The following is a 19419-nucleotide window of genomic DNA, read 5'->3' on the forward strand; positions in this document are numbered from 1 at the left end:
GGCCTGCTCAGACCTCGCGCACGCCGCGCCGCCAGACCTCGGTGACCAGCGGGACGCCCGGCCGGTAGGCCAGGTGGACGTGGCTGGGCGCGTCGAGGACGGCGAGGTCGGCGCGGGCGCCCGGGGACAGCCGGCCGACGTCGTCGCGGCGCAGGGCCCGCGCACCGCCCGCCGTCGCAGCCCAGACCGCCTCGTCCGGGGTCATGCCCATGTCGCGTACGGCGAGCGCGACGCAGAAGGGCACCGACGACGTGAAGGACGAGCCCGGGTTGCAGTCGGTGGACAGGGCGACCGTGACGCCGGCGTCGAGGAGACGGCGGGCGTCGGGCCACTGGGCCCGGGTGGAGAACTCGGCGCCGGGCAGGAGCGTGGCGACCGTGTTCCCGTTCGCCAGCGCGTCCACGTCCGCGTCGGTCAGGTGGGTGCAGTGGTCGGCGCTGGCCGCGTCCAGCTCGACGGCGAGCTGGACGCCCGGGCCGTAGCCGAGCTGGTTGGCGTGGATGCGCGGGAGCAGGCCCTTCGCCCTGCCCGCGGTGAGGATCTCCCGGGCCTGGTCGCCGTCGAAGGCGCCCTTCTCGCAGAAGACGTCGATCCAGCGGGCGTGCGGGGCGCACTCGTCCAGCATCTCCCCGGTGACCAGGGCGACGTACGCCGCCGGGTCCTCGGCGTGGTCCGGGGAGACGATGTGGGCGCCGAGGTAGGTGACCTCGTCGGTGTGCGCGGCGGCGATGCGCAGGGCGCGGGCCTCGTCGGCGACCGTGAGGCCGTAGCCGGACTTGGTCTCGAACGTGGTCGTGCCCTGGCGCAGGGCCTCGGCGAGGTAGTGGGTGAGGTTGGCCTCCAGCTCCGCGTCGGTGGCGGCGCGGGTGGCGGCGACGGTGGTGCGGATGCCGCCGGCGCTGTAGGCCCGGCCGGACATGCGGGCGTTGAACTCCTCGGTGCGGTCGCCCGCGAAGACCAGGTGGGAGTGGGAGTCGACGAAGCCGGGGATCACCGCCCGGCCGCCGGCGTCGACCCGGTTGTCAGTGGTGGGTGCTTTCCTGGATTCACCGGTCCACACGACGTGGTCGCCCTCGATGACGACGGCCGCGTCCCGGACCAGTCCGAGGGGGGATCCGTCACCGAGGGAGGGGTCGTTGGTGACCAGCGTGGCGATGTTGGTGATGACGGTGCTGCTCATGGTGTCCTCAGGGGTGACGGGGGGATTCAGCCGCGCAGTACCTCGACGGCGCCTGCCAGCGCCGACGGCACATCCGGTACGAGGGTGTGGGCGCCGTCCCGCACGATGTGCCGGCCGGCCACGACCGTATGGCGTACGTCGGCTGCGGTCGCCGCGAATACGGCCGTCTCGGCGCCGAGCCTGGGCAGCGTCCCCGCTGTCCTGACCGAGTCCAGCGCGATCGTCGTGAAGTCGGCGTGGGCGCCGGGGGTGAGGCTGCCCGCGTCGGACCAGCCAAGGGCGGCGTGGCCGTCGGCGGTGGCGGCCCGCAGCAGGGACGCGGCCGTCCAGTGGCCGCGGGCGCGGGTGCGCAGCCGCTCGTTCAACTCCATCGCGCGGGCCTCCTCGAGCAGGTCGATGACGGCGTGGCTGTCGGAGCCCAGACAGAGCGGGGAGCCCGCGCGCTGGAGGGCGATGGCGGGTCCGATGCCGTCGGCCAGGTCGCGCTCGGTGGTCGGGCACATGCAGGTGCCGGTGCCGGAGCCGCCGAGCAGGGCGATGTCCTCGTCGGTCAGGTGGGTGTTGTGCACGCCGGTCGTGCGCGGGCCGAGGACGCCGTGGTCGGCCAGCAGCCGGGCCGGGGTGCACCCGTGGGCGGCCTGGCATGCGTCGTTCTCGGCGGTCTGCTCAGACAGGTGCACGTGGAGCGGGGCCCGCCGCTCCTCGGCCCACCGCGCCACCGTCGCCAGTTCCCGCGCGGGCACGGCCCGTACGGAGTGCACGGCGGCACCGATCCGCGCGTGATCGTGTTCCTTGAGATCTGAACAGCGTTCGGCCCAGGCCTCGGCCGTCCCGTCGGAGAAGCGGAGCTGGTGGGTGTCGGGCGGCTGCCCGAATCCGGAGGACAGATAGCAGGTGTCGAGGAGGGTGATGCGGATCCCGGCCTCGGCGGCGGCCGCGATCAGTGCCTCGCCCATCGCGTTCGGGTCGGCGTACCGGGTGCCTCCCCGCGCGTGGTGGACGTAGTGGAACTCGCCGACGGCCGTGATGCCGGCCAGGGCCATCTCGGCGTACACCGCGCGGGCCAGCGCGTGGTACGTCTCGGGAGTGAGCCGGTCGGCGGTGGAGTACATGACCTCGCGCCAGGTCCAGAAGGTCCCCGAGCCGACCTGGACGGTGCCGCGCAGAGCCCGGTGGAAGGCATGGCTGTGCGCGTTGGCGAGCCCCGGGACCGTGAGCCCCCGCAGCACCTCGGCACCCGGCTCCGGGACGGGCACCCCGGTGCGGACGGCCGCGATGCGGCCGCCGCGCACGTCGAGCGCCACGCCCGGCTCGATGAGGGTCCCCCCTGCCCGAGCGCCGTCGAGAGCTCGGGGGAGGGTGCCGAGCCAGGCCTGCTCCAGCCAATACGTCCGCGTCTGCTCGGTGGGGGTCACGTGCAGGCCAGCCCTTCCAGTACGTCGGCGAGCGCGCGCACCCCGGCCACGCAGTCGTCCTCGGCCGCGAACTCGGCCGGGGAGTGCGAGACACCGGTGGGGTTGCGCACGAACAGCATGGCGGTCGGGACGGTCCCGGACAGGATTCCGGCGTCGTGTCCGGCGCCCGTGCCGAGCACCGGCACCTTCAGGCACGCGCTCGTCGTGGCCAGGAGGCGGGCGAGTTCGTCGCGCAGCGCGTGGTCGAACTCGACGACGGGCGTGAAGGACTCGCGGACCACGTCCAGGTCGGCGCCGTGCGCGGCGGCGTACTCGCGGGCCGCCTTCTCGACGCCGGTGACCACGGTGTCCAGGGTCGCCTGGTCGGCGGCGCGGGAGTCGAGCCAGCCGCGCACCAGGGACGGGATCGCGTTGACGCCGTTCGGCTCGACGGCGATCTTGCCGAAGGTGGCGACGGCACCGGCGAGCGCGGCCTCGCGCCGGGCGGCGAGCACGGTCTCGGCGTACGGCAGCATCGGGTCGCGCCGGTCGACGAGCCGGGTGGTGCCCGCGTGGTTGGCCTCGCCCCGGAAGTCGAACCGCCACCGCCCGTGCGGCCAGATGGCGCTGGCCACACCGACGGCGTCGCCCGTCAGGTCGAGGGCGCGGCCCTGCTCGACGTGCAGTTCGACGAAGGCGCCGATGCGTGCGAGCCGCTCCGGGTCGGGGCCGATGGCGTCGGGGTCGTACCCGGCGGCCTCCATGGCCCTGGGCAGCGTGATCCCGTCGGCGTCGGTGAGCCGGTGCGCCTGCTCGACGGTGAGGTGCCCGGCGGTCAGCCGCGAGCCGGTGCAGGCGAGCCCGAACCGCGCGCCCTCCTCGTCACCGAAGTTGACGATGGCCAGCGGCTTGGTGAACCGCGCGTTCCTGCCGCGCAGTTCGTCGAGGGCGGCGAAGGAGGACACGACGCCCAGCGGCCCGTCGAAGGCCCCGCCGTCGGGCACGGAGTCGAGGTGCGACCCGGTGACCACGGCGTCCCCGGTCGCGGGGTCGCCGAGCCAGGCCCACTGATTGCCGTTGCGGTCGACCTCGTAGGCCAGGCCGCGGTCCTCGGCCTGCTGCCGGAACCAGGCCCGGCACTCGGCGTCGGCCGCGTTCCAGGCGAAACGCCGGTAACCGCCGGACTCGGCATGGCGCCCGATGGGGAGCAGCTCCCGCCACATCGTGTGGAAGGAGTCGCCCACGGCGGGCGACGGGGTCCGCGTCGCGGTCGGACGGGCCTCGCTCGGGTCGGCCGGATGCCGCGTCACGCCTCCTCGCCCTCGCGCATGGGCACGCGCACCCCGCGTTCGCCGGCCACCGAGTCCGCGATGTCGTACCCGGCGTCCACGTGCCGGATCACGCCCATGCCGGGGTCGTTGGTGAGCACCCGGCGGATCTTCTCCCCGGCGAGCGGGGTCCCGTCGGCGACCGTCACCTGTCCGGCGTGGATGGACCGTCCCATGCCGACGCCGCCGCCGTGGTGGATCGACACCCAGGACGCGCCCGAGGCCACGTTCACCATCGCGTTCAGCAGCGGCCAGTCGGCGATCGCGTCGGAGCCGTCGAGCATGGCCTCGGTCTCGCGGTACGGGGAGGCGACGGAGCCGCAGTCGAGGTGGTCGCGGCCGATCACGATCGGCGCCTGGAGCTCACCGCTCGCGACCATGTCGTTGAACCGCTCGCCCGCCTTGTCGCGCTCGCCGTAGCCGAGCCAGCAGATGCGGGCGGGCAGGCCCTGGAAGTGGACGCGTTCGCCGGCCATCTTGATCCAGCGCGCCAGGGACTCGTTCTCGGGGAACAGCTCCAGGATCGCCTTGTCGGTCTTGGCGATGTCGGACGCCTCACCGGACAGCGCGGCCCAGCGGAACGGGCCCTTGCCCTCGCAGAACAGCGGCCGGATGTAGGCGGGGACGAACCCGGGGAAGGCGAACGCCCGCTCGTACCCGGCGAGTTGGGCCTCGCCGCGGATCGAGTTGCCGTAGTCGAAGACCTCGGCGCCGGCGTCCATGAAGCCGACCATGGCCTCGACGTGGCGGGCCATGGACTCGCGGGCCCGGGTGGTGAAGCCGGCCGGGTCCTTGGCCGCGGCGTCGGCCATGTCGTCGAAGTCGGTGCCCAGCGGCAGGTAGGCCAGCGGGTCGTGGGCGGAGGTCTGGTCGGTGACGATGTCGATGGGCGCGCTCATCGCGAGGAGCTGCGGGACGAGTTCGGCGGCGTTGCCGAGGACGCCGATGGACAGCGGCTTGCGCTGGTCGCGCGCCTCCACGGCCAGGTGGAGGGCCTGCTCCAGGGAGTCGGCCCTCACGTCCAGGTAGCGGTGCTCGATACGCCGCTCGATGGCGCGCGGGTCGCAGTCGATGCAGATGGCCACGCCGTCGTTCATGGTGACGGCGAGCGGCTGGGCGCCGCCCATGCCGCCGAGGCCGGCGGTCAGGGTGATCGTCCCGGCGAGCGTGCCGCCGAACTTCTTCGCGGCGACGGCGGCGAAGGTCTCGTAGGTGCCCTGGAGAATGCCCTGGGTGCCGATGTAGATCCAGGAGCCGGCGGTCATCTGGCCGTACATGGTCAGGCCGAGGGCCTCCAGGCGGCGGAACTCCTCCCAGTTGGCCCAGTCGCCGACGAGGTTGGAGTTGGCCAGCAGCACGCGCGGGGCCCACTCGTGGGTCTGCATGACGCCGACCGGGCGGCCGGACTGGACGAGCATGGTCTCGTCGGCCTTGAGGGTCCGCAGCGTGCGGACCATGGCGTCGAAGGAGCGCCAGTCGCGGGCGGCCCTGCCGGTGCCGCCGTAGACGACGAGCTTGTCCGGGTGCTCGGCGACCTCGGGGTCGAGGTTGTTCTGGAGCATCCGCAGGGCGGCTTCCTGCTGCCATCCCAGGGCGCTCAGTTCCGTACCGCGCGGCGCTTGTACCCCACCAGGGGGCGGCCCGTAGGGCCTCGTTTGAGGGTGGTGGCGGGAGACGGGCGGGCGGGGTCCTGACATGGTCTGCCTCCTGGTGGGTGCTCCCGGGCGATTATTACTGTGTCTATTCACATCCTGGCGTGATGAATAGGGCTAGTCAATACAGGGACGCGCGCCGGCGTGCGCGGCGGGCCGATGTTTGGCCGCCGCCAGGTCAGGAAGGCAGGACCTGGAGGCACACCGACGGGACCGGGGGCGCGGCATGGACAAGGACATCGACCAGGACATCGACCAGGACGTCGACCAGGGCACGGACCAGGGCTTCGGCGAGGCGGACCGCGAGCGGGCCGTGCGGCGGGACCAGGCGGTGCGGGCCGCCGTGACCCAGGGGCTGGTCGGCCCCGGCTCCCCCGTCGTGGGCCTGCTCGACGTCACCGGCATCCGGGAGTCCGCGGCGGCGCTCCGGGCGGCGTTCGACGCGGTGCTGGCGCCGGGAACCCCGGTGCTGCACGCCTTCGCGGTCAAGGCGACCCCGCTCGTGCCCGTCCTGCGGCTGCTGCACGAGGAGGGCATCGGCGCCGAGGTGGCGAGCCCGGGGGAACTGGCGCTGGCGCGGGCGGCCGGGGTCCCGCCCGCCCGTACCGTCCTCGACTCCCCCGCCAAGACACCTGCCGAACTGCGCGAGGCGCTGGAACTCGGCATCGCCGTCAACGCGGACAACCCCCAGGAGCTGGCCCGCATCGACGCCCTCGTGGGCTCCGCCACCCCTCGCTCACCGCTCGGGATACGGGTGAATGCGCAGGTCGGCGGGGGTGCCATCGAGGCGCTGTCGACGGCCACGGCGACCTCGAAGTTCGGGGTGGCGCTGCGCGACGAGGGCGCCCGCGAGTGGGTCGTGCGGGCGTATCTCGACCGTCCGTGGCTGACCCGGCTGCATGCCCACACCGGGTCCCAGGGCATCCCGCTCTCCCTGATGGCAGAGGGCGCGGCGCGGACGTACGAGCTGGCCGAGGAGATCAACGCGCGGGCCGGGCGGCGGCAGATCGACACCCTCGACATCGGCGGCGGGCTGCCGGTGAACTTCAGCTCCGAGGCGACCACGCCGACGTACGCGCACTATGCGCGGCTGCTGCGCGAGGTGGTGCCGGGGCTGTGCGAGGGGCGGTACGGGCTGGTGACCGAGTTCGGGCGCTCGCTGCTGGCCAAGCAGGGCACGATGGTGGCGCGGGTGGAGTACACCAAGAGCGCCGGGGGGCGGCCGGTCGCCGTGACCCACGCGGGCGTGCAGGTCGCGACCCGCACCGTCTACGTGCCGGAGGCCTGGCCGCTGCGTCTGGCCGCGTACGACGCGAAGGGGCGGCCCAAGCCCGGCCCCGAGGTGGTGCAGGACGTGGCCGGGCCCGCCTGCTTCGCGGGGGACCTGCTCGCCGAGGCCCGCGCGCTCGCCGCGCTCGAACCGGGCGACCACGTGGCGGCGCTGGACACCGGGGCCTACTACTTCGCCCACCACTACGCCTACAACTCCCTGCCCCGGCCTGGGGTCCACGGCTACGTCCCGGACGGCTCCGGAGGTGTCGCCTTCGCCCTCGTGCGCGAGCCGCAGCCGGTCGAGGAGATCGTGACCGAGTCCGGAGGGGCGCACGCCTCGGCGCTCACCACCTTGCGCGCACCCGAGCGCGCCTGAGGAACGCCCAGGGCCTCAAGGCAGTCCAGGAAGCCAGGGGGAGGTCCACAACATCGAGGCACGTCAAATGCCTTGCGGCGCACCGGAGATACGGCACGACCCGCCCGAAACCCGGTTCAGTCGACCCACGTTAGCCCCTCGGTCGCATGTTCCACCGGAAAATGCCGTAACCCTCACCACCGGCGTACACCCTGCGTAGCCTCGGCATCACTCAGCCGAACCCCCGGTGGGAGAGGAACAACGGTGCCCGGAATCGACGAGTGCCTACTGGAAGCCATGCGGCTGCCCGGTGCCAGAGGCGCCGCGCTGGTCGACTGGACGAGCGGACTTGCCCTGGGCACCGTCGGGGAGTCCCCGGGCGGCGACCACGAGACCACCGCGGCGGAGGCCGCCGAACTGGCCCGGCTGGCCGCCGAGCACGGCGCCTTCGCCGCCGCCGAGGACCCCGACGGCGAGCTTCCTCCGGTGGAGGACCTGATCGTCAGCAACCGCGACAGCTACCACCTGCTGCGGTTCGTGGACACGTCCTTCGACAGCAGCGTCTTCCTGCACCTGTGGCTGACCCGCGCCGAAGGCAACCTCGCCCTGGCCCGCATACGCCTGGGCGAGATGGCCGAGCGGCTGGTGCTGGGATGACCGTGGTCGACATTCCATCCCCGCCCCAACTGCCGATGCGCAGCAAGCCGGCCGAGGCCGACCGGGCCTGGGGCGGCCTCTCGCCGATGCTGACCCGGCTCGCCGCCGAGCAGGCCACCGGCGTCCTGGTCCGCGAACACGGCACGCTCTACCTGACCGAGGGCCGCGTCGCGCACGCCGAGAGCCCCCTGAGCCCCGGCCTCGACCTGCTGCTCACCGCCCACGGCACGCTGACGGCCGAGGCGTGGCGGGACGCGGTCGCCCAGGCCGACGACCGGCACGGCGCCGCACACCTGCTGCTGGCCGGCGGCCATCTGACCGAGGGCGCCCTGGAGCTGTGCCACCTGGGCGCGCTCCACGACGCCGCCTACTTCGCGCTCGCCCCGAGCAGCACCCCGGGCCGGTTCCGCTACGGCATCGCCCACCCGCTCGGCCCCGTCCTGCCGGTCCCGTTGGCCGCCCTGGAGCGCGAGATCCTGCGCCGCCGCGAGTTGCTGCACCGCGTCTGGCCCGACGCCGCGCCGGACAGCGCCCCGCTGGTGCGGACGCACACCACCGCGGCACCGAAACTGACGCCCCGCCAGCAGACGCTCCTGGAGCGGATCGACGGCACCCGCACGGCCACGGACCTGGCCAGGGAACTGGGCCGGCAGGCGTTCCACACCCTGGTGGACGTACGGCGTCTGGCGGCCGCGGGGCTCGTCGCGCCGGCCGTCGCACCGGAGGACGCGCCCGTACCGGACGGCGCCGGGCAGACCCACACGCTCGCCGACCGGCCGGCGTACACCACCGACCCCCACATCACGCTGCTGAAGAGGCTCAGGGATGCGCTGGAGGCCCTTTGAGAGGAGACACCGGATGGCAGCCGAGCCCGAAATCCTGGACGAGCTGCGTCGGCTCAGAGCCCGGGTACCCCAGCTCACCGGCGCCCTCGCCGCCAGCGTCGACGGCCTCGTACTGGCCCACGACACCCCCGGCGTGGAGCCGGAGAGCGTGGCCGCGCTCACCGCTACCGCGCTCGGCGTCGCCGTGCGCATGGCGGACATGACCGGCCAGGGCGATCTGCGCGAGCTGCTCGTGCGGGGCGTCCACGGCTATGTCGCGACCTACGCGGCGGGCCGCACCGCGGTGCTGACCCTGCTCGCCGAGGACCGCGTCAACGTCGGCCGTCTGCACCTGGAGGGCCGCCGGGCGGGCGCCCGCATCGGGGAACTGGTCGACGCCGAGGCGGCCAAGGCTCCCGGCAGGACGCCCGCGAAGGCCGTGAAACCGGCCACCAGGACCGGCACCGCACGGACCAGAACCACCCGCGCGCCGCGCACCAGCGCCACCAACGCGCGCACCACCACCGAAAGTTGACAGAACAAGGAGACCCTGGCCATGGCCAACACCGAGACCTGCCTGAAGGAAGCGCTCGCCTCCATCGAGGGAGCGACAGGCGTCGCGCTCGTCGACTACACCAGCGGCATGGCGCTGGGCACGATGGGCGGCAGCAAGAGCTTCGACCTGAACGTCGCCGCCGCGGGCAACACCGACGTCGTACGGGCCAAGATGCGCACGATGGAGCACCTCGGCCTCAAGGCGCAGATCGAGGACATCCTGATCACCCTGACCGACCAGTACCACCTGATCCGCCTGATCAGCGGGCGCGGCGGGAACGGCCTGTTCCTCTACCTCGTCCTGGACGCCAAGCGGGCCAACCTGGCGATGGCCCGCCACCAGCTGAAGCGGATCGAGGAGGACCTGGAGGTCTGACCCCGGCCCCGCCGGACCGGCCGTCAGGCTCCGCCCCGGCCGAGCGCCGCGGTGCGGCGGCGTGCTCCGCCCGGAGCCGCGTCGCCGGCCGCGAGGCCGGTACCGCGGTAGCCCCGCACCGCCTTGCCCGCGGGGTGTCCGCCGCGCTTGCCCAGCCAGTCGACGCGCACCCACAGCAGTGTGTCCTCGGCCCGTTCCAGCCGCCCGAGCCAGCCGGCCTTGAGCCACAGTCCCACCCCGGCGCCGGCCAGCAGCAGGCCGCCGGCCGCGGGCAGGACGAAGGAGCTGCCCAGCGCGGCCAGGAAGGCCGGCGCGAGCCACCAGCGGTGCCCCCGGCGCCAGACGCGCACGCTCACCGCCCGGTCCTGGAGGACGTCGTGCCGTCCGGCCCGGGCGGCGCCGCGGGCCAGGGCCCGGTAGCGCCGGCGCCGGGCGCAGGCCACGAGGGCCGCCGTCACCAGGAACAGGGCGGCCCCCGCCAGCACACCGATCCGGCGCCCGGTCAGCCCCGGCACCAGCACGCCGATCCCCGCCGCGAACACCCCGAGCCACCACAGCGGCGCGGCTCCGGCCCGCACCACGACGGCCACCCGGGCCAGGCCCTGACCTCCCCGACCTGTGCGACCCGCCCGCGCCATGCTCTGCCTCCTCGTCGTCCTGGCATCCTCGTTCGGGCGGGCAGGCTAGCGAGCGTTGGTGAGACGAGTCTGAGAGCCCCTCCGGGAGCACCCGGCCCCGGGCGTCACGGGATGTCAGTCCACGAAGAGCCCCCGCGCCGCCGCCTTCCCGTCGAACTCCTCCAGGCGCGCCTGCGCGTCGGGCAGGTCGTCGCACATCGCCTCCAGGAGCACCCGGCCGAGCAGCATCGGCGCGCACGCGGTGTCGAAGGCGAGCCCGGTGCCCACGGCGGCGGGCAGCAGCAGGTCGGTGTGCTTGGCGACCGGCGCGAAGGCCGAGTCGGCGACCGTGACGACGGTCAGACCCGCGTCCTTGGCGTAGGCGAGGGTGTCCACCACCTCGCGCGGGTGGCGCGGCAGCGCGAAGCACAGCAGTGCCGAGGCACCGGCGCGTACGGCGCCGTCGATGCGGTCCTGGATCATCGTGCCGCCCTCCTCGAGCAGCCGTACGTCCGGGTGGACCTTGGCGGCGAAGTAGGCGAAGCCGTAGGCCTGGGCGGCGGCCGCCCGCAGGCCGAGGACCGGCAGCGGACGCGAGGCGGCGAGCACCTGTCCCGCCCTGCGCACCGGGCGCGGATCGGCCAGCACCTCCGCCAGGTGCCTCAGATTCTCGATCTCGGCCTCGACGGCCTGCTGGTACTCGTTGTACGAGGCCGGCTGGGCCGCCGGTTCGGCGGGCGCGACCTCGCGCAGGTGACGGCGCAGCGCCGGATAGCCGTCGAAGCCCAGGGCGACCGCGAAGCGGGTCACCGACGGCTGGCTGACCCCGGCGAGTTCGGCCAGTTCGACGCTGGAGAGGAAGGGCACGTCGGCGGCCCTCCGCACCATGCTGTGCGCGATGCGCCGCTGGGTCGGTGTGAGCCGGTGCCCCTCGAAGAGCGCCTGCAGCCGTGCGGCAGGGCTGTCGGTCACGCTCATGACGTGCTCCCCCTCCAGATGTCGTCGACGCCCCGGGAGGGTATCTCCCCGACCAGTTTCTATTCAGACACCAAGAACTCTGCATGAGGCCATACAGCCAGGGCAAGGGAACGGCCAAGTGTCATTAAACCCGGCCATAAATGCGCAGAACGTGACAATCCTCGTGCTTAGTGTGAGCAGGCCCCGTCGGTGTCGCCGGCCGCAGCCCCGGTGACGCCGACGGCGGCCCTCCCCCGCCCCGAGAGGGGGGCTATCCCCAGTGCGGTGGGCGGCCCGGCTCCCTAGCCTGGTCCGCATGAGCGGAATGGACGCGCGGGACACGGACCTGAAGAAGGACCTCAACGCCTCCCTGCAAGCCCGCAGGGAGCTGGGCGAGGAGTACGAGTCGGCGCTGGTCGACTCGTTCCTGGAGAAGGTCGACCAGCGCATCGACGGGGCCGTCGAGCGCCGGATGCGCCGGCAGTTCGCCGAGCAGCAGATGACGGCGGCGCGGGGCTCCCGCTCGCCGAAGGCCACCGACTCCTGGGGCGAGCGCTTCGGCTTCGGCATCGTCTCGCTGGTCCTGGCGGTGCCGCTGTCCGCGATCGGCGGTGCGGTCGCGAACCTGCCCGGCCTGATCGTCGCCTGGATCGGGATCGTGGGCGTCAACGTCGTCCAGGCCGCCCGCACCACCCCGGGCCTGTTCACCGCCCGGCGCCACGACCACGCCGAGGACGACACCTGGCAGGACTGAGCCGCCGCGCGGAGGACGACACCCGGGGCCGTTCGACTCCCGCGGCTTCCGCCGTCCATGGATGGCCGCGCGGGGCCGAAGCGTCATGCGCGGGGACCGCCGCACCCCCGTCGAACGGGGGGCGGGACGACGGCGGTCCCCGCGAGGGACGCGAGCCGGGTCAGGACCCGGGCTTCGCGTCCGTGGCGTCCATGGAGGTCCGGGAGCCGCTCCGGAGGTCCGCGACGCCGCACGGCGCCGGCCGGGGCAGACGGCCTCCCCCGGGCGCCCGGCGCCCGGGAGGCGGTCCCCGCCCCTTCCGACGCCCACCAATGTGCCGGACGCGTGTTAAGCGGGTGCTGCGTGCACGTGACACGCGCGTACCGTTTCCACGACTGCCCCTCAGCCGCGGGTCACCGCACGTTCCCCGCCGGCGCGCCGGCACACCGGCCGCGGCGCGGGAGCGTCAGTGCTTTCCGCCCTTGGCCAGGAAGGAGAGCAGGTCCTGACGGCTGACGACGCCGGTCGGCTTGCCCTCCACCAGCACGATCGCCGCGTCCGCCGAGCCCAGCACCGACATCAGGTCGGCGACCGGCTCGCCGGAACCGACCTGGGGCAGCGGGGCCGACATGTGCTTCTCCAGCGGGTCCTCCAGCGCGGCCCGCTTGGTGAACAGCGCGTCCAGCAGTTCCCGCTCCACCACCGAGCCGACCACCTCGGCCGCCATGACGTCCGGGTGGCCGGCGCCCGGCTTCACGATCGGCATCTGCGAGACGCCGTACTCGCGCAGCACCTCGATGGCCTCGCCGACGGTCTCGTCCGGGTGCATGTGGACCAGGGAGGGGATGGAGCCGCCCGCCTTGTCGCTCAGCACGTCGCCGACGCGGGCGTTCGGGCCCTCGTCGTCCAGGAAGCCGTAGTCGGCCATCCACTCGTCGTTGAAGATCTTCGACAGGTACCCGCGCCCGCTGTCCGGCAGCAGGACCACCACGACGTCGTCCGGGCCGAGCCGCTCGGCCACGCGCAGCGCGGCGACGACGGCCATGCCGCAGGAGCCGCCGACCAGCAGGCCCTCCTCCTTGGCGAGGCGGCGGGTCATCTGGAAGGAGTCCTTGTCGGAGACGGCGACGATCTCGTCGGCCACGGACCGGTCGTAGGCGGTCGGCCAGAAGTCCTCACCGACGCCCTCGACGAGGTAGGGCCGCCCCGAGCCGCCGGAGTACACCGAGCCCTCCGGGTCGGCGCCGACGACCTGGACCTTGCCGTCGCTGGCGTCCTTCAGATAGCGCCCGGTGCCGGAGATGGTGCCGCCGGTGCCGACGCCGGCCACGAAGTGCGTGATCCTGCCCTCGGTCTGCTCCCACACCTCGGGACCGGTGGAGTGGTAGTGCGACAGCGGGTTGTTCGGGTTCGAGTACTGGTCGGGCTTCCAGGCTCCGGGGGTCTCACGGACCAGCCGGTCGGAGACGTTGTAGTACGAGTCGGGGTGCTCCGGCGCGACGGCCGTCGGGCACACGACGACTTCGGCGCCGTACGCGCGCAGCACGTTGATCTTGTCCATGGAGACCTTGTCGGGGCACACGAAGATGCACTTGTAGCCCTTCTGCTGGGCCACGATGGCCAGTCCCACGCCGGTGTTCCCACTGGTCGGCTCGACGATCGTGCCACCGGGCTTGAGCTCCCCGCTCTGCTCGGCCGCCTCGATCATGCGCAGGGCGATGCGGTCCTTCACGGAGCCGCCGGGGTTGAAGTACTCGACCTTCGCCAGGACGGTCGCCTTGATCCCCTGGGTGACGTTGTTGAGCCGAACCAGCGGGGTGTTGCCGACGAGGCTGATCATCGAGTCGTGGAATTGCACCGTTGTCTCCGGTTGCTGCAAAAGATGTGGTCGTAGTGTGCCGCCAGCCTAAGGCCAGGGGGACTGCCCGGGGGTGGGCGTTCACTCCCCGTCGAGATTGGACGACGGTCCGTACGGGGCAAGGAGTGGATGTACGGCTACGAGGAGGTGTCGGCGGGCATGACGAACATGTCGAGGGCGAGAGTGGCCCGGCGGATCGCGGCCGGCGCCGCGTACGGCGGCGGCGGACTCGGTCTGGTCGGTGCCGCGGCCGTCGGCCTGCTGCTGGCCGAGGTGCAGATGGCCAAGCGCCACGTGGGCAACGGCACGGACAACCACGTGCCGGTCGCGGACGGCCTGTACGGCCGCGGCTACGACACGCCCGGCGAACCGCCCCTGAGTCTGGTCATGCTCGGCGACTCCACGGCCGCGGGGCAGGGAGTGCACCGGGCCGGGCAGACGCCGGGCGCGCTGCTGGCGTCGGGTCTGGCGGCGGTGGCGGAGCGCCCGGTGCGGTTGCGCAACGTGGCGCTGCCCGGTGCCCGGTCGGACGACCTGGACCGCCAGGTGACGCTGCTGCTCGGCGACCCGGAGCGGGTGCCGGACATCTGCGTGATCATGGTCGGTGCGAACGACGTGACCCACCGGATGCCGCCGACGCGCTCGGTGCGCCATCTGTCGGCGGCGGTGCGGCGGCTGCGCACGGCGGGCGCGGAGGTCGTCGTGGGCACCTGCCCGGACCTCGGCACGATCGAGCCGGTCCAGCAGCCGCTGCGGTGGCTGGCCCGGCGGGCCTCGCGCCAGCTCGCGGCGGCGCAGACGATCGGGGCGGTGGAGCAGGGGGGCCGGACCGTGTCGCTGGGCGACCTGCTGGGTCCGGAGTTCGCGGCGAACCCGCGGGAGCTGTTCGGTCCGGACAACTACCACCCCTCGGCGGAGGGGTACGCGACGGCGGCGATGGCGGTGCTGCCGACGGTGTGCGCGGCGCTGGGCCTGTGGCCGGCTGAAGAAGAGCGTCCGGACGTGTCGCGGAGCGAGGGCTTCCTGCCGGTGGCCCGTGCGGCGGCCGAGGCCGCGTCGCAGGCGGGCACCGAGGTCACGGCGGCCCTGCCGACCGGTCCGCGGGGCCCCTGGGCCCTGCTCAAGCGGCGCCGGCGGCGCCGGGTACCCGAGCCCGAGCCGGCCTCTTCCGGCCCGTCCGACGAGCCCCTCACCCGGACGGGCTGGGAGGAGCCCGGCGGCGGTCTCCGGGCGGTCTGAGAGCCACCCCGGCCGAGCTGGAAAAGCAAGCGCTTAGAGAAGTGCGGTCAGGGTCACACCGCGGCAGGAGTGACCCTGGCCGTACGGGCGGGTAACTTCCAAGCAGCCGCACGCAATCGACCACACGGCCGCCCGGTCGCCCGACCACCGCCCTCCACGAGCGCAGCGCGCCGCCCTATCGACATGGAGTCGTGATGCCCGAAGCCGTCATCGTCTCGACTGCCCGCTCCCCCATCGGCCGCGCCTTCAAGGGCTCCCTCAAGGACCTGCGCCCCGACGACCTCACCGCCACGATCGTCCAGGCGGCGCTCGCGAAGATCCCCGAGCTGGACCCCCGGGACATCGACGACCTGATGCTCGGCTGCGGACTGCCCGGCGGCGAGCAGGGCAACAACCTCGGCCGGATCGTCGCCGTGCAGATGGGCATGGACCACCTGCCCGGCTGCACGATCACCCGCTACTGCTCCTCCTCGCTCCAGACCTCCCGGATGGCCCTGCACGCGATCAGGGCCGGCGAGGGCGACGTGTTCGTCTCGGCCGGCGTCGAGATGGTCTCCCGGTTCACCAAGGGCAACTCCGACAGCCTGCCGGACACGCACAACCCGCTGTTCGCCGAGGCGGAGGCCCGCACCGCGGCCCGGGCCGAGCAGGGCGGCTCGTCCTGGCACGACCCGCGCGAGGACGGCCTGGTCCCGGACGCCTACATCGCGATGGGCCAGACCGCGGAGAACCTGGCCCGCCTCAAGGGCGTCACCCGCCAGGAGATGGACGAGTTCGGCGTGCGTTCGCAGAACCTCGCCGAGCAGGCCCTCAAGAACGGCTTCTGGGAGCGGGAGATCACCCCGGTGACGCTGCCCGACGGCACGGTGGTCGGCAAGGACGACGGCCCGCGCCCCGGCGTGACCATGGAGGGCGTGGCCGGCCTCAAGCCCGTCTTCCGCCCGGACGGCCTGGTCACGGCCGGCAACTGCTGCCCGCTCAACGACGGCGCCGCCGCGGTCGTCATCATGTCCGACACCAAGGCCCGCGAGCTGGGCCTCACCCCGCTCGCCCGGATCGTCTCCACCGGCGTGTCCGCCCTGTCCCCGGAGATCATGGGGCTCGGTCCGGTCGAGGCGTCCCGGCAGGCCCTGAAGCGGGCCGGGCTGACCGTCGGCGACATCGACCTGGTCGAGATCAACGAGGCCTTCGCCGCCCAGGTGATCCCGTCCTACCGCGACCTCGGCATCGACCTGGACCGGCTGAACGTCAACGGCGGCGCGATCGCCGTGGGCCACCCCTTCGGTATGACCGGCGCGCGCATCACCGGCACGCTCGTCAACTCCCTCCAGTTCCACGACAAGCAGTTCGGCCTGGAGACGATGTGTGTCGGCGGCGGTCAGGGAATGGCGATGGTCCTCGAACGCCTCAGCTGAATCACCGCGTCACAACGGCCTCATGAGAGACCGTCAGTGGCCGCCTTACCACCCGCTGTGACCGAATGGCCCGGAATCCAAGAAACCCCTTGGTTCCGGGCCGTTTTGTGATCCAATCTCCCTCAGGATGTGACCTATCTCCCTTGGCGGAGAGGTTTACGCAGGTCAGCGCTTCACCTCTGGGGGTTCTGGGGCTGCATCGGGCCATAATTCTGTCCGTTTCGTGACATTACGCACTGACACTTGGATAGTCCGCCCTTCAAGCTGATGTAGGAAGTCGGGGGTCGACCTTGAACCCGGGAGTACGTCAGTGAGCGCCATGCCCATCGCCTTGCTGCTCACCACGGCCGCCACCGGCGCCGTGGGCGTCGCCGTCCTGCGTGTGCTGTGGGTGCTGCGCCGCCAGGTTGCGGCGCTGCACACGCAGCTCGCGGAGAACCACGCGGCCACCGCGCGCGCACTGCTGCCCGCCGCCCGCGGTCACGCGGACACGGAGCAGATACGTGCCGCCGTGGTGGAGGCGCTCGCCGAGGAGCGGGAGCGGGAGCTGGCCGAGGCGCGCGCCTTCTGGGCCGCGCAGGAGGCCCGGGACGCCGCCGACGCGCCCTCCCTGCTGGGGCTGCCCGACAGCGAGCTGTTCCTGCCCCGCCAGGCCGATCTGACCGGCCTCGAACACCTGGAGCCGGTGACCGAGTCCGGCCAGGAGGCCGACGAGCTCTCCGGCAAGGACTGCGTCCAGGGCGGCGCCTCCGGTGAGTCCCCCGAGCTGGCCGCGGCCCGCCGCAGGCACCCCTCGCACCCGGACTTCACCCCGCACCCCTCGCCCGTCGGCGGCGACCACGAGCAGACGCTCGCCACGCTGGAGGACCTGGCCGAGGCCGGCGTGGAACTCGCCGACGTCCGCCCGGGCCCGCTGGGCACCCTCGACGTCTACGTCTTCGCCGACGGCACGACCCTGTGCATGACCCCGGGGCACCGCGAGACCGCGGAACGCCTGGCCGACGCGCTGCGCGCGGGCGAGACCCCGGTACTGCTCGGCGGTTCCGGCGTCTCCGGCGCCTACACCCTCACCTTCACCTGCGGCACGGAGCAGGTGTACATCCTGGCCGACCGGGTCATCGCGTCGCTGTAGCGAACGCGCCGGCCCCGAGCCGGTCCGCGTCTCAGACCCCGGCGCGTTTCAGTGCCTCCTGGACCAGACCGACGGCCTCCTCGACCTCGGCGTCGCTCTTGAGTACGAGCGCCAGGTCGTGCCCCGCGACCGTGACCTGGTCGGCGGCGGCGAACATCCCCGCGTCCGGCATCTGTCGCGGCTCGCACCCGGGGCTTTCGGCGAGCTGGGCCCGCCGGGCGAACTCCCTGGCCAGCGCCAGCGCCTCCGCCGCGCCCGCCCGTTGCAGCCGGCTCTGCGGCGCCGCCCTGAGGCGGTCGGCGAAGTGATCCACTGCCTTGGTCAGAGATGTCGTGTCAACCACGCCGCGAGAGTACGCGTCGCGGCACGACTGTTGCCAATACGCGAACCCTCAGGCACGGTGACGTGAAGGACCGGCTTCGAGTGCGTCCGGAGGCGCCGATGTCCCAAGTCTTCTCCGAAGAGACCCATCGCAACCTGCTCGCCCGCATCCCCCACTGCACCGGTCGTGATATCTCCGACTGGCTGCGCACCGTCGAAGATGGCCCCGCGCTCTGCTTCGAGGAGAAGGTCAGCTGGCTCCGCCACGAACACGACCTCGCGTACGGCCACGCCAAGGCGCTCATCCACGAGTACGACCTGAGGAGGGCCGCGCGCAAGCTGCTCTAGGCACGCGGCGCGCACGCCGGCGCCGGGCGGACACGGTGCCGGAACGACGAAGGGCCCCGGGAAGACCCGGGGCCCTTGTCCTGTGCTGTGGGTGTCCTGCCCTGTGGGCTAGTCGCTCTGGTTGAGGATCGCGATGAGGCGCAGGAACTCCATGTAGATCCACACCAGCGTCAACGTGAGGCCGAAAGCCGCGAGCCAGGCCTCCTCGCGGGGCGCGCCGTAGGCGATGCCGTCCTCGACCTGCTTGAAGTCCAGGGCGAGGAAGCAGGCGCCGAGGATGATGCCGATGACGCCGAAGAGGATGCCGAGCGGTCCGCTGCGGAAGCCGAGGCCGTCACCGCCGCCGAACACCGCGAACAGCAGGTTGACCATCATCAGCAGCACGAAGCCGAGCGCCGCCGCCATCACGAAGCCGTAGAACCGGCGGGTGACGCGGATCCAGCCCGCCTTGTACGCCAGCAGGACGCCGACGAAGACGGCCATGGTGCCGATCACGGCCTGCATGGCCGCGCCGCTGGCGACATGGGTGTCGACGATGTTGGAGACGACGCCGAGGAACACGCCCTCGACCGCGGCGTAGGTCAGGATCAGCGCGGGCGAGGCCTTGCGCTTGAAGGACTGCACCAGGGCCAGGACCATGCCGATCACCATGGCGCCGATGCCGATCCCGTAGGAACGGTTGATGTTGGCGCTGTCGACCGGCAGCAGCGCCCAGGCGAGCGCGGCCGTCACGACCAGCGTGCCGAGCGTGGACGCGGTGCGCAGGACGACGTCGTCCATCGTCATCCGGCCGGTGGTGGCCGGGGCCTGCGGCGGCGCGCCCTGCTGAAGGTCCTGCTGGGTGTAGGCGTTCTGAGCGTAAGGGTTCTGCGCGTAGGGGTTGCCGCTCGGCTGGGCGTACGGATTGCCCTGCGCGTACGGATTGCCCTGCGTGCCGACAGCGGGACCCCCGGCCTGCGGCGCGGCGTTGCCCGCGTAGCCGTTGTCGCGGCTGAACCCCCGTCGCGAGAAGACCGGGTTTCTGCTCCTCATCTCACTCCTCCATGGCCGCGCGGCGCGGCCTTGGCCTCAAGAGTAATGGAAAGGCAAAGGACTGACCCTCGTACCTCGGAAGGATCTTTCCCTCGCCTGCTGCGGAACACGCTACGTCGCCGACTGATTCCCGGCCAGGGAGGGCCCCGATCATGACCGATACGGAACACGTCC

19 protein-coding genes are annotated in these 19419 nt (G+C 72.7%); 10 read left to right on the forward strand and 9 right to left on the reverse strand.

Annotated features, from left to right (window positions below):
- Positions 1-7: 7 nt before the first annotated feature.
- From hutI to hutU, 4 genes are all read right to left on the reverse strand, one after another.
- Positions 8-1180: an imidazolonepropionase gene (gene hutI / locus ACF09J_RS12985; RefSeq protein WP_392305471.1), complete on the reverse strand. Its 1173-nt coding sequence runs from the start codon at positions 1178-1180 to the stop codon at positions 8-10.
- Positions 1181-1206: 26 nt separating this feature from the next.
- Positions 1207-2595 carry a formimidoylglutamate deiminase gene (locus ACF09J_RS12990; protein WP_392305472.1) on the reverse strand — a complete coding sequence of 463 codons (1389 nt, stop codon included), beginning with the start codon at positions 2593-2595 and terminating at the stop codon, positions 1207-1209.
- A complete protein-coding gene (locus tag ACF09J_RS12995; RefSeq protein ID WP_392305827.1) occupies positions 2592-3797 on the reverse strand; it encodes an allantoate amidohydrolase in 1206 nt (401 codons plus the stop codon). The genes ACF09J_RS12990 and ACF09J_RS12995 overlap by 4 nt, the downstream gene beginning before the upstream one ends.
- An 83-nt stretch (positions 3798-3880) precedes the next feature.
- Positions 3881-5599 (reverse strand): urocanate hydratase, encoded by a 1719-nt coding sequence (gene hutU, locus ACF09J_RS13000; protein ID WP_392305473.1) that lies wholly within the window; start codon positions 5597-5599, stop codon positions 3881-3883.
- A 181-nt stretch (positions 5600-5780) separates the two neighbouring features.
- On the opposite strand from hutU, the gene ACF09J_RS13005 reads away from it, so the two are divergent.
- The 5 genes from ACF09J_RS13005 to ACF09J_RS13025 all read left to right on the forward strand — a co-directional run bounded on the left by ACF09J_RS13005 (position 5781) and on the right by ACF09J_RS13025 (position 9593).
- A complete protein-coding gene (locus ACF09J_RS13005) occupies positions 5781-7202 on the forward strand; it encodes a diaminopimelate decarboxylase (RefSeq protein ID WP_392305474.1) in 1422 nt (473 codons plus the stop codon).
- Positions 7203-7445: 243 nt separating this feature from the next.
- On the forward strand, positions 7446-7838 hold the full coding sequence (locus tag ACF09J_RS13010; protein WP_392305475.1) for a hypothetical protein: 393 nt from the start codon (positions 7446-7448) through the stop codon (positions 7836-7838).
- Positions 7835-8683 (forward strand): transcriptional regulator, encoded by an 849-nt coding sequence (locus ACF09J_RS13015; RefSeq protein ID WP_392305476.1) that lies wholly within the window; start codon positions 7835-7837, stop codon positions 8681-8683. Before ACF09J_RS13010 ends, ACF09J_RS13015 begins: the two co-directional genes overlap by 4 nt.
- A gap of 13 nt (positions 8684-8696) precedes the next feature.
- Entirely contained in the window at positions 8697-9197 is a 501-nt protein-coding gene (locus ACF09J_RS13020; RefSeq protein WP_392305477.1) for a roadblock/LC7 domain-containing protein, read from the forward strand.
- A 21-nt stretch (positions 9198-9218) separates the two neighbouring features.
- Positions 9219-9593, forward strand: coding sequence for a hypothetical protein (locus tag ACF09J_RS13025; RefSeq protein ID WP_376401016.1), 375 nt, complete (start codon positions 9219-9221; stop codon positions 9591-9593).
- 23 nt (positions 9594-9616) lie between these two features.
- Here ACF09J_RS13025 and ACF09J_RS13030 read toward each other — a convergent pair whose 3' ends face one another.
- Together ACF09J_RS13030 and ACF09J_RS13035 are read right to left on the reverse strand one after the other, a co-directional pair.
- Positions 9617-10231, reverse strand: coding sequence for a hypothetical protein (locus tag ACF09J_RS13030; protein WP_392305478.1), 615 nt, complete (start codon positions 10229-10231; stop codon positions 9617-9619).
- A 114-nt stretch (positions 10232-10345) separates the two neighbouring features.
- Complete coding sequence (locus ACF09J_RS13035; RefSeq protein ID WP_392305479.1) at positions 10346-11188, reverse strand: MurR/RpiR family transcriptional regulator; 843 nt, start codon at positions 11186-11188, stop codon at positions 10346-10348.
- A gap of 304 nt (positions 11189-11492) precedes the next feature.
- Here ACF09J_RS13035 and ACF09J_RS13040 point away from each other — a divergent pair, with 304 nt between their 5' ends.
- Entirely contained in the window at positions 11493-11921 is a 429-nt protein-coding gene (locus ACF09J_RS13040; protein ID WP_392305828.1) for a hypothetical protein, read from the forward strand.
- A gap of 445 nt (positions 11922-12366) precedes the next feature.
- Here ACF09J_RS13040 and ACF09J_RS13045 read toward each other — a convergent pair whose 3' ends face one another.
- Complete coding sequence (locus tag ACF09J_RS13045) at positions 12367-13758, reverse strand: cystathionine beta-synthase (RefSeq protein WP_392305480.1); 1392 nt, start codon at positions 13756-13758, stop codon at positions 12367-12369.
- Between the two features lie 159 nt (positions 13759-13917).
- Between ACF09J_RS13045 and ACF09J_RS13050 the strand changes: the two genes are divergently transcribed.
- The 3 genes from ACF09J_RS13050 to ACF09J_RS13060 all read left to right on the forward strand — a co-directional run bounded on the left by ACF09J_RS13050 (position 13918) and on the right by ACF09J_RS13060 (position 17544).
- Positions 13918-14997, forward strand: a complete 1080-nt coding sequence (locus ACF09J_RS13050; RefSeq protein WP_392305829.1) for an SGNH/GDSL hydrolase family protein — start codon at positions 13918-13920, stop codon at positions 14995-14997.
- A 194-nt stretch (positions 14998-15191) separates the two neighbouring features.
- Positions 15192-16412: an acetyl-CoA C-acetyltransferase gene (locus ACF09J_RS13055; protein WP_392305481.1), complete on the forward strand. Its 1221-nt coding sequence runs from the start codon at positions 15192-15194 to the stop codon at positions 16410-16412.
- A gap of 319 nt (positions 16413-16731) precedes the next feature.
- Entirely contained in the window at positions 16732-17544 is an 813-nt protein-coding gene (locus ACF09J_RS13060; protein WP_392305482.1) for a hypothetical protein, read from the forward strand.
- 31 nt (positions 17545-17575) lie between these two features.
- Here ACF09J_RS13060 and ACF09J_RS13065 read toward each other — a convergent pair whose 3' ends face one another.
- The gene (locus ACF09J_RS13065; protein WP_392305483.1) at positions 17576-17887 is read right to left on the reverse strand and encodes a hypothetical protein; all 312 of its coding nucleotides are present in this window, start codon (positions 17885-17887) and stop codon (positions 17576-17578) included.
- Between the two features lie 98 nt (positions 17888-17985).
- Here ACF09J_RS13065 and ACF09J_RS13070 point away from each other — a divergent pair, with 98 nt between their 5' ends.
- Complete coding sequence (locus ACF09J_RS13070) at positions 17986-18213, forward strand: DUF4287 domain-containing protein (protein ID WP_392305484.1); 228 nt, start codon at positions 17986-17988, stop codon at positions 18211-18213.
- 108 nt (positions 18214-18321) lie between these two features.
- On the opposite strand, the gene ACF09J_RS13075 is transcribed toward ACF09J_RS13070, so the two are convergent.
- Entirely contained in the window at positions 18322-19245 is a 924-nt protein-coding gene (locus tag ACF09J_RS13075; RefSeq protein ID WP_392305485.1) for a Bax inhibitor-1/YccA family protein, read from the reverse strand.
- Positions 19246-19419: the final 174 nt, after the last annotated feature.

This window comes from Streptomyces sp. NPDC014889 (assembly GCF_043081205.1).
Taxonomy (GTDB): domain Bacteria; phylum Actinomycetota; class Actinomycetes; order Streptomycetales; family Streptomycetaceae; genus Streptomyces.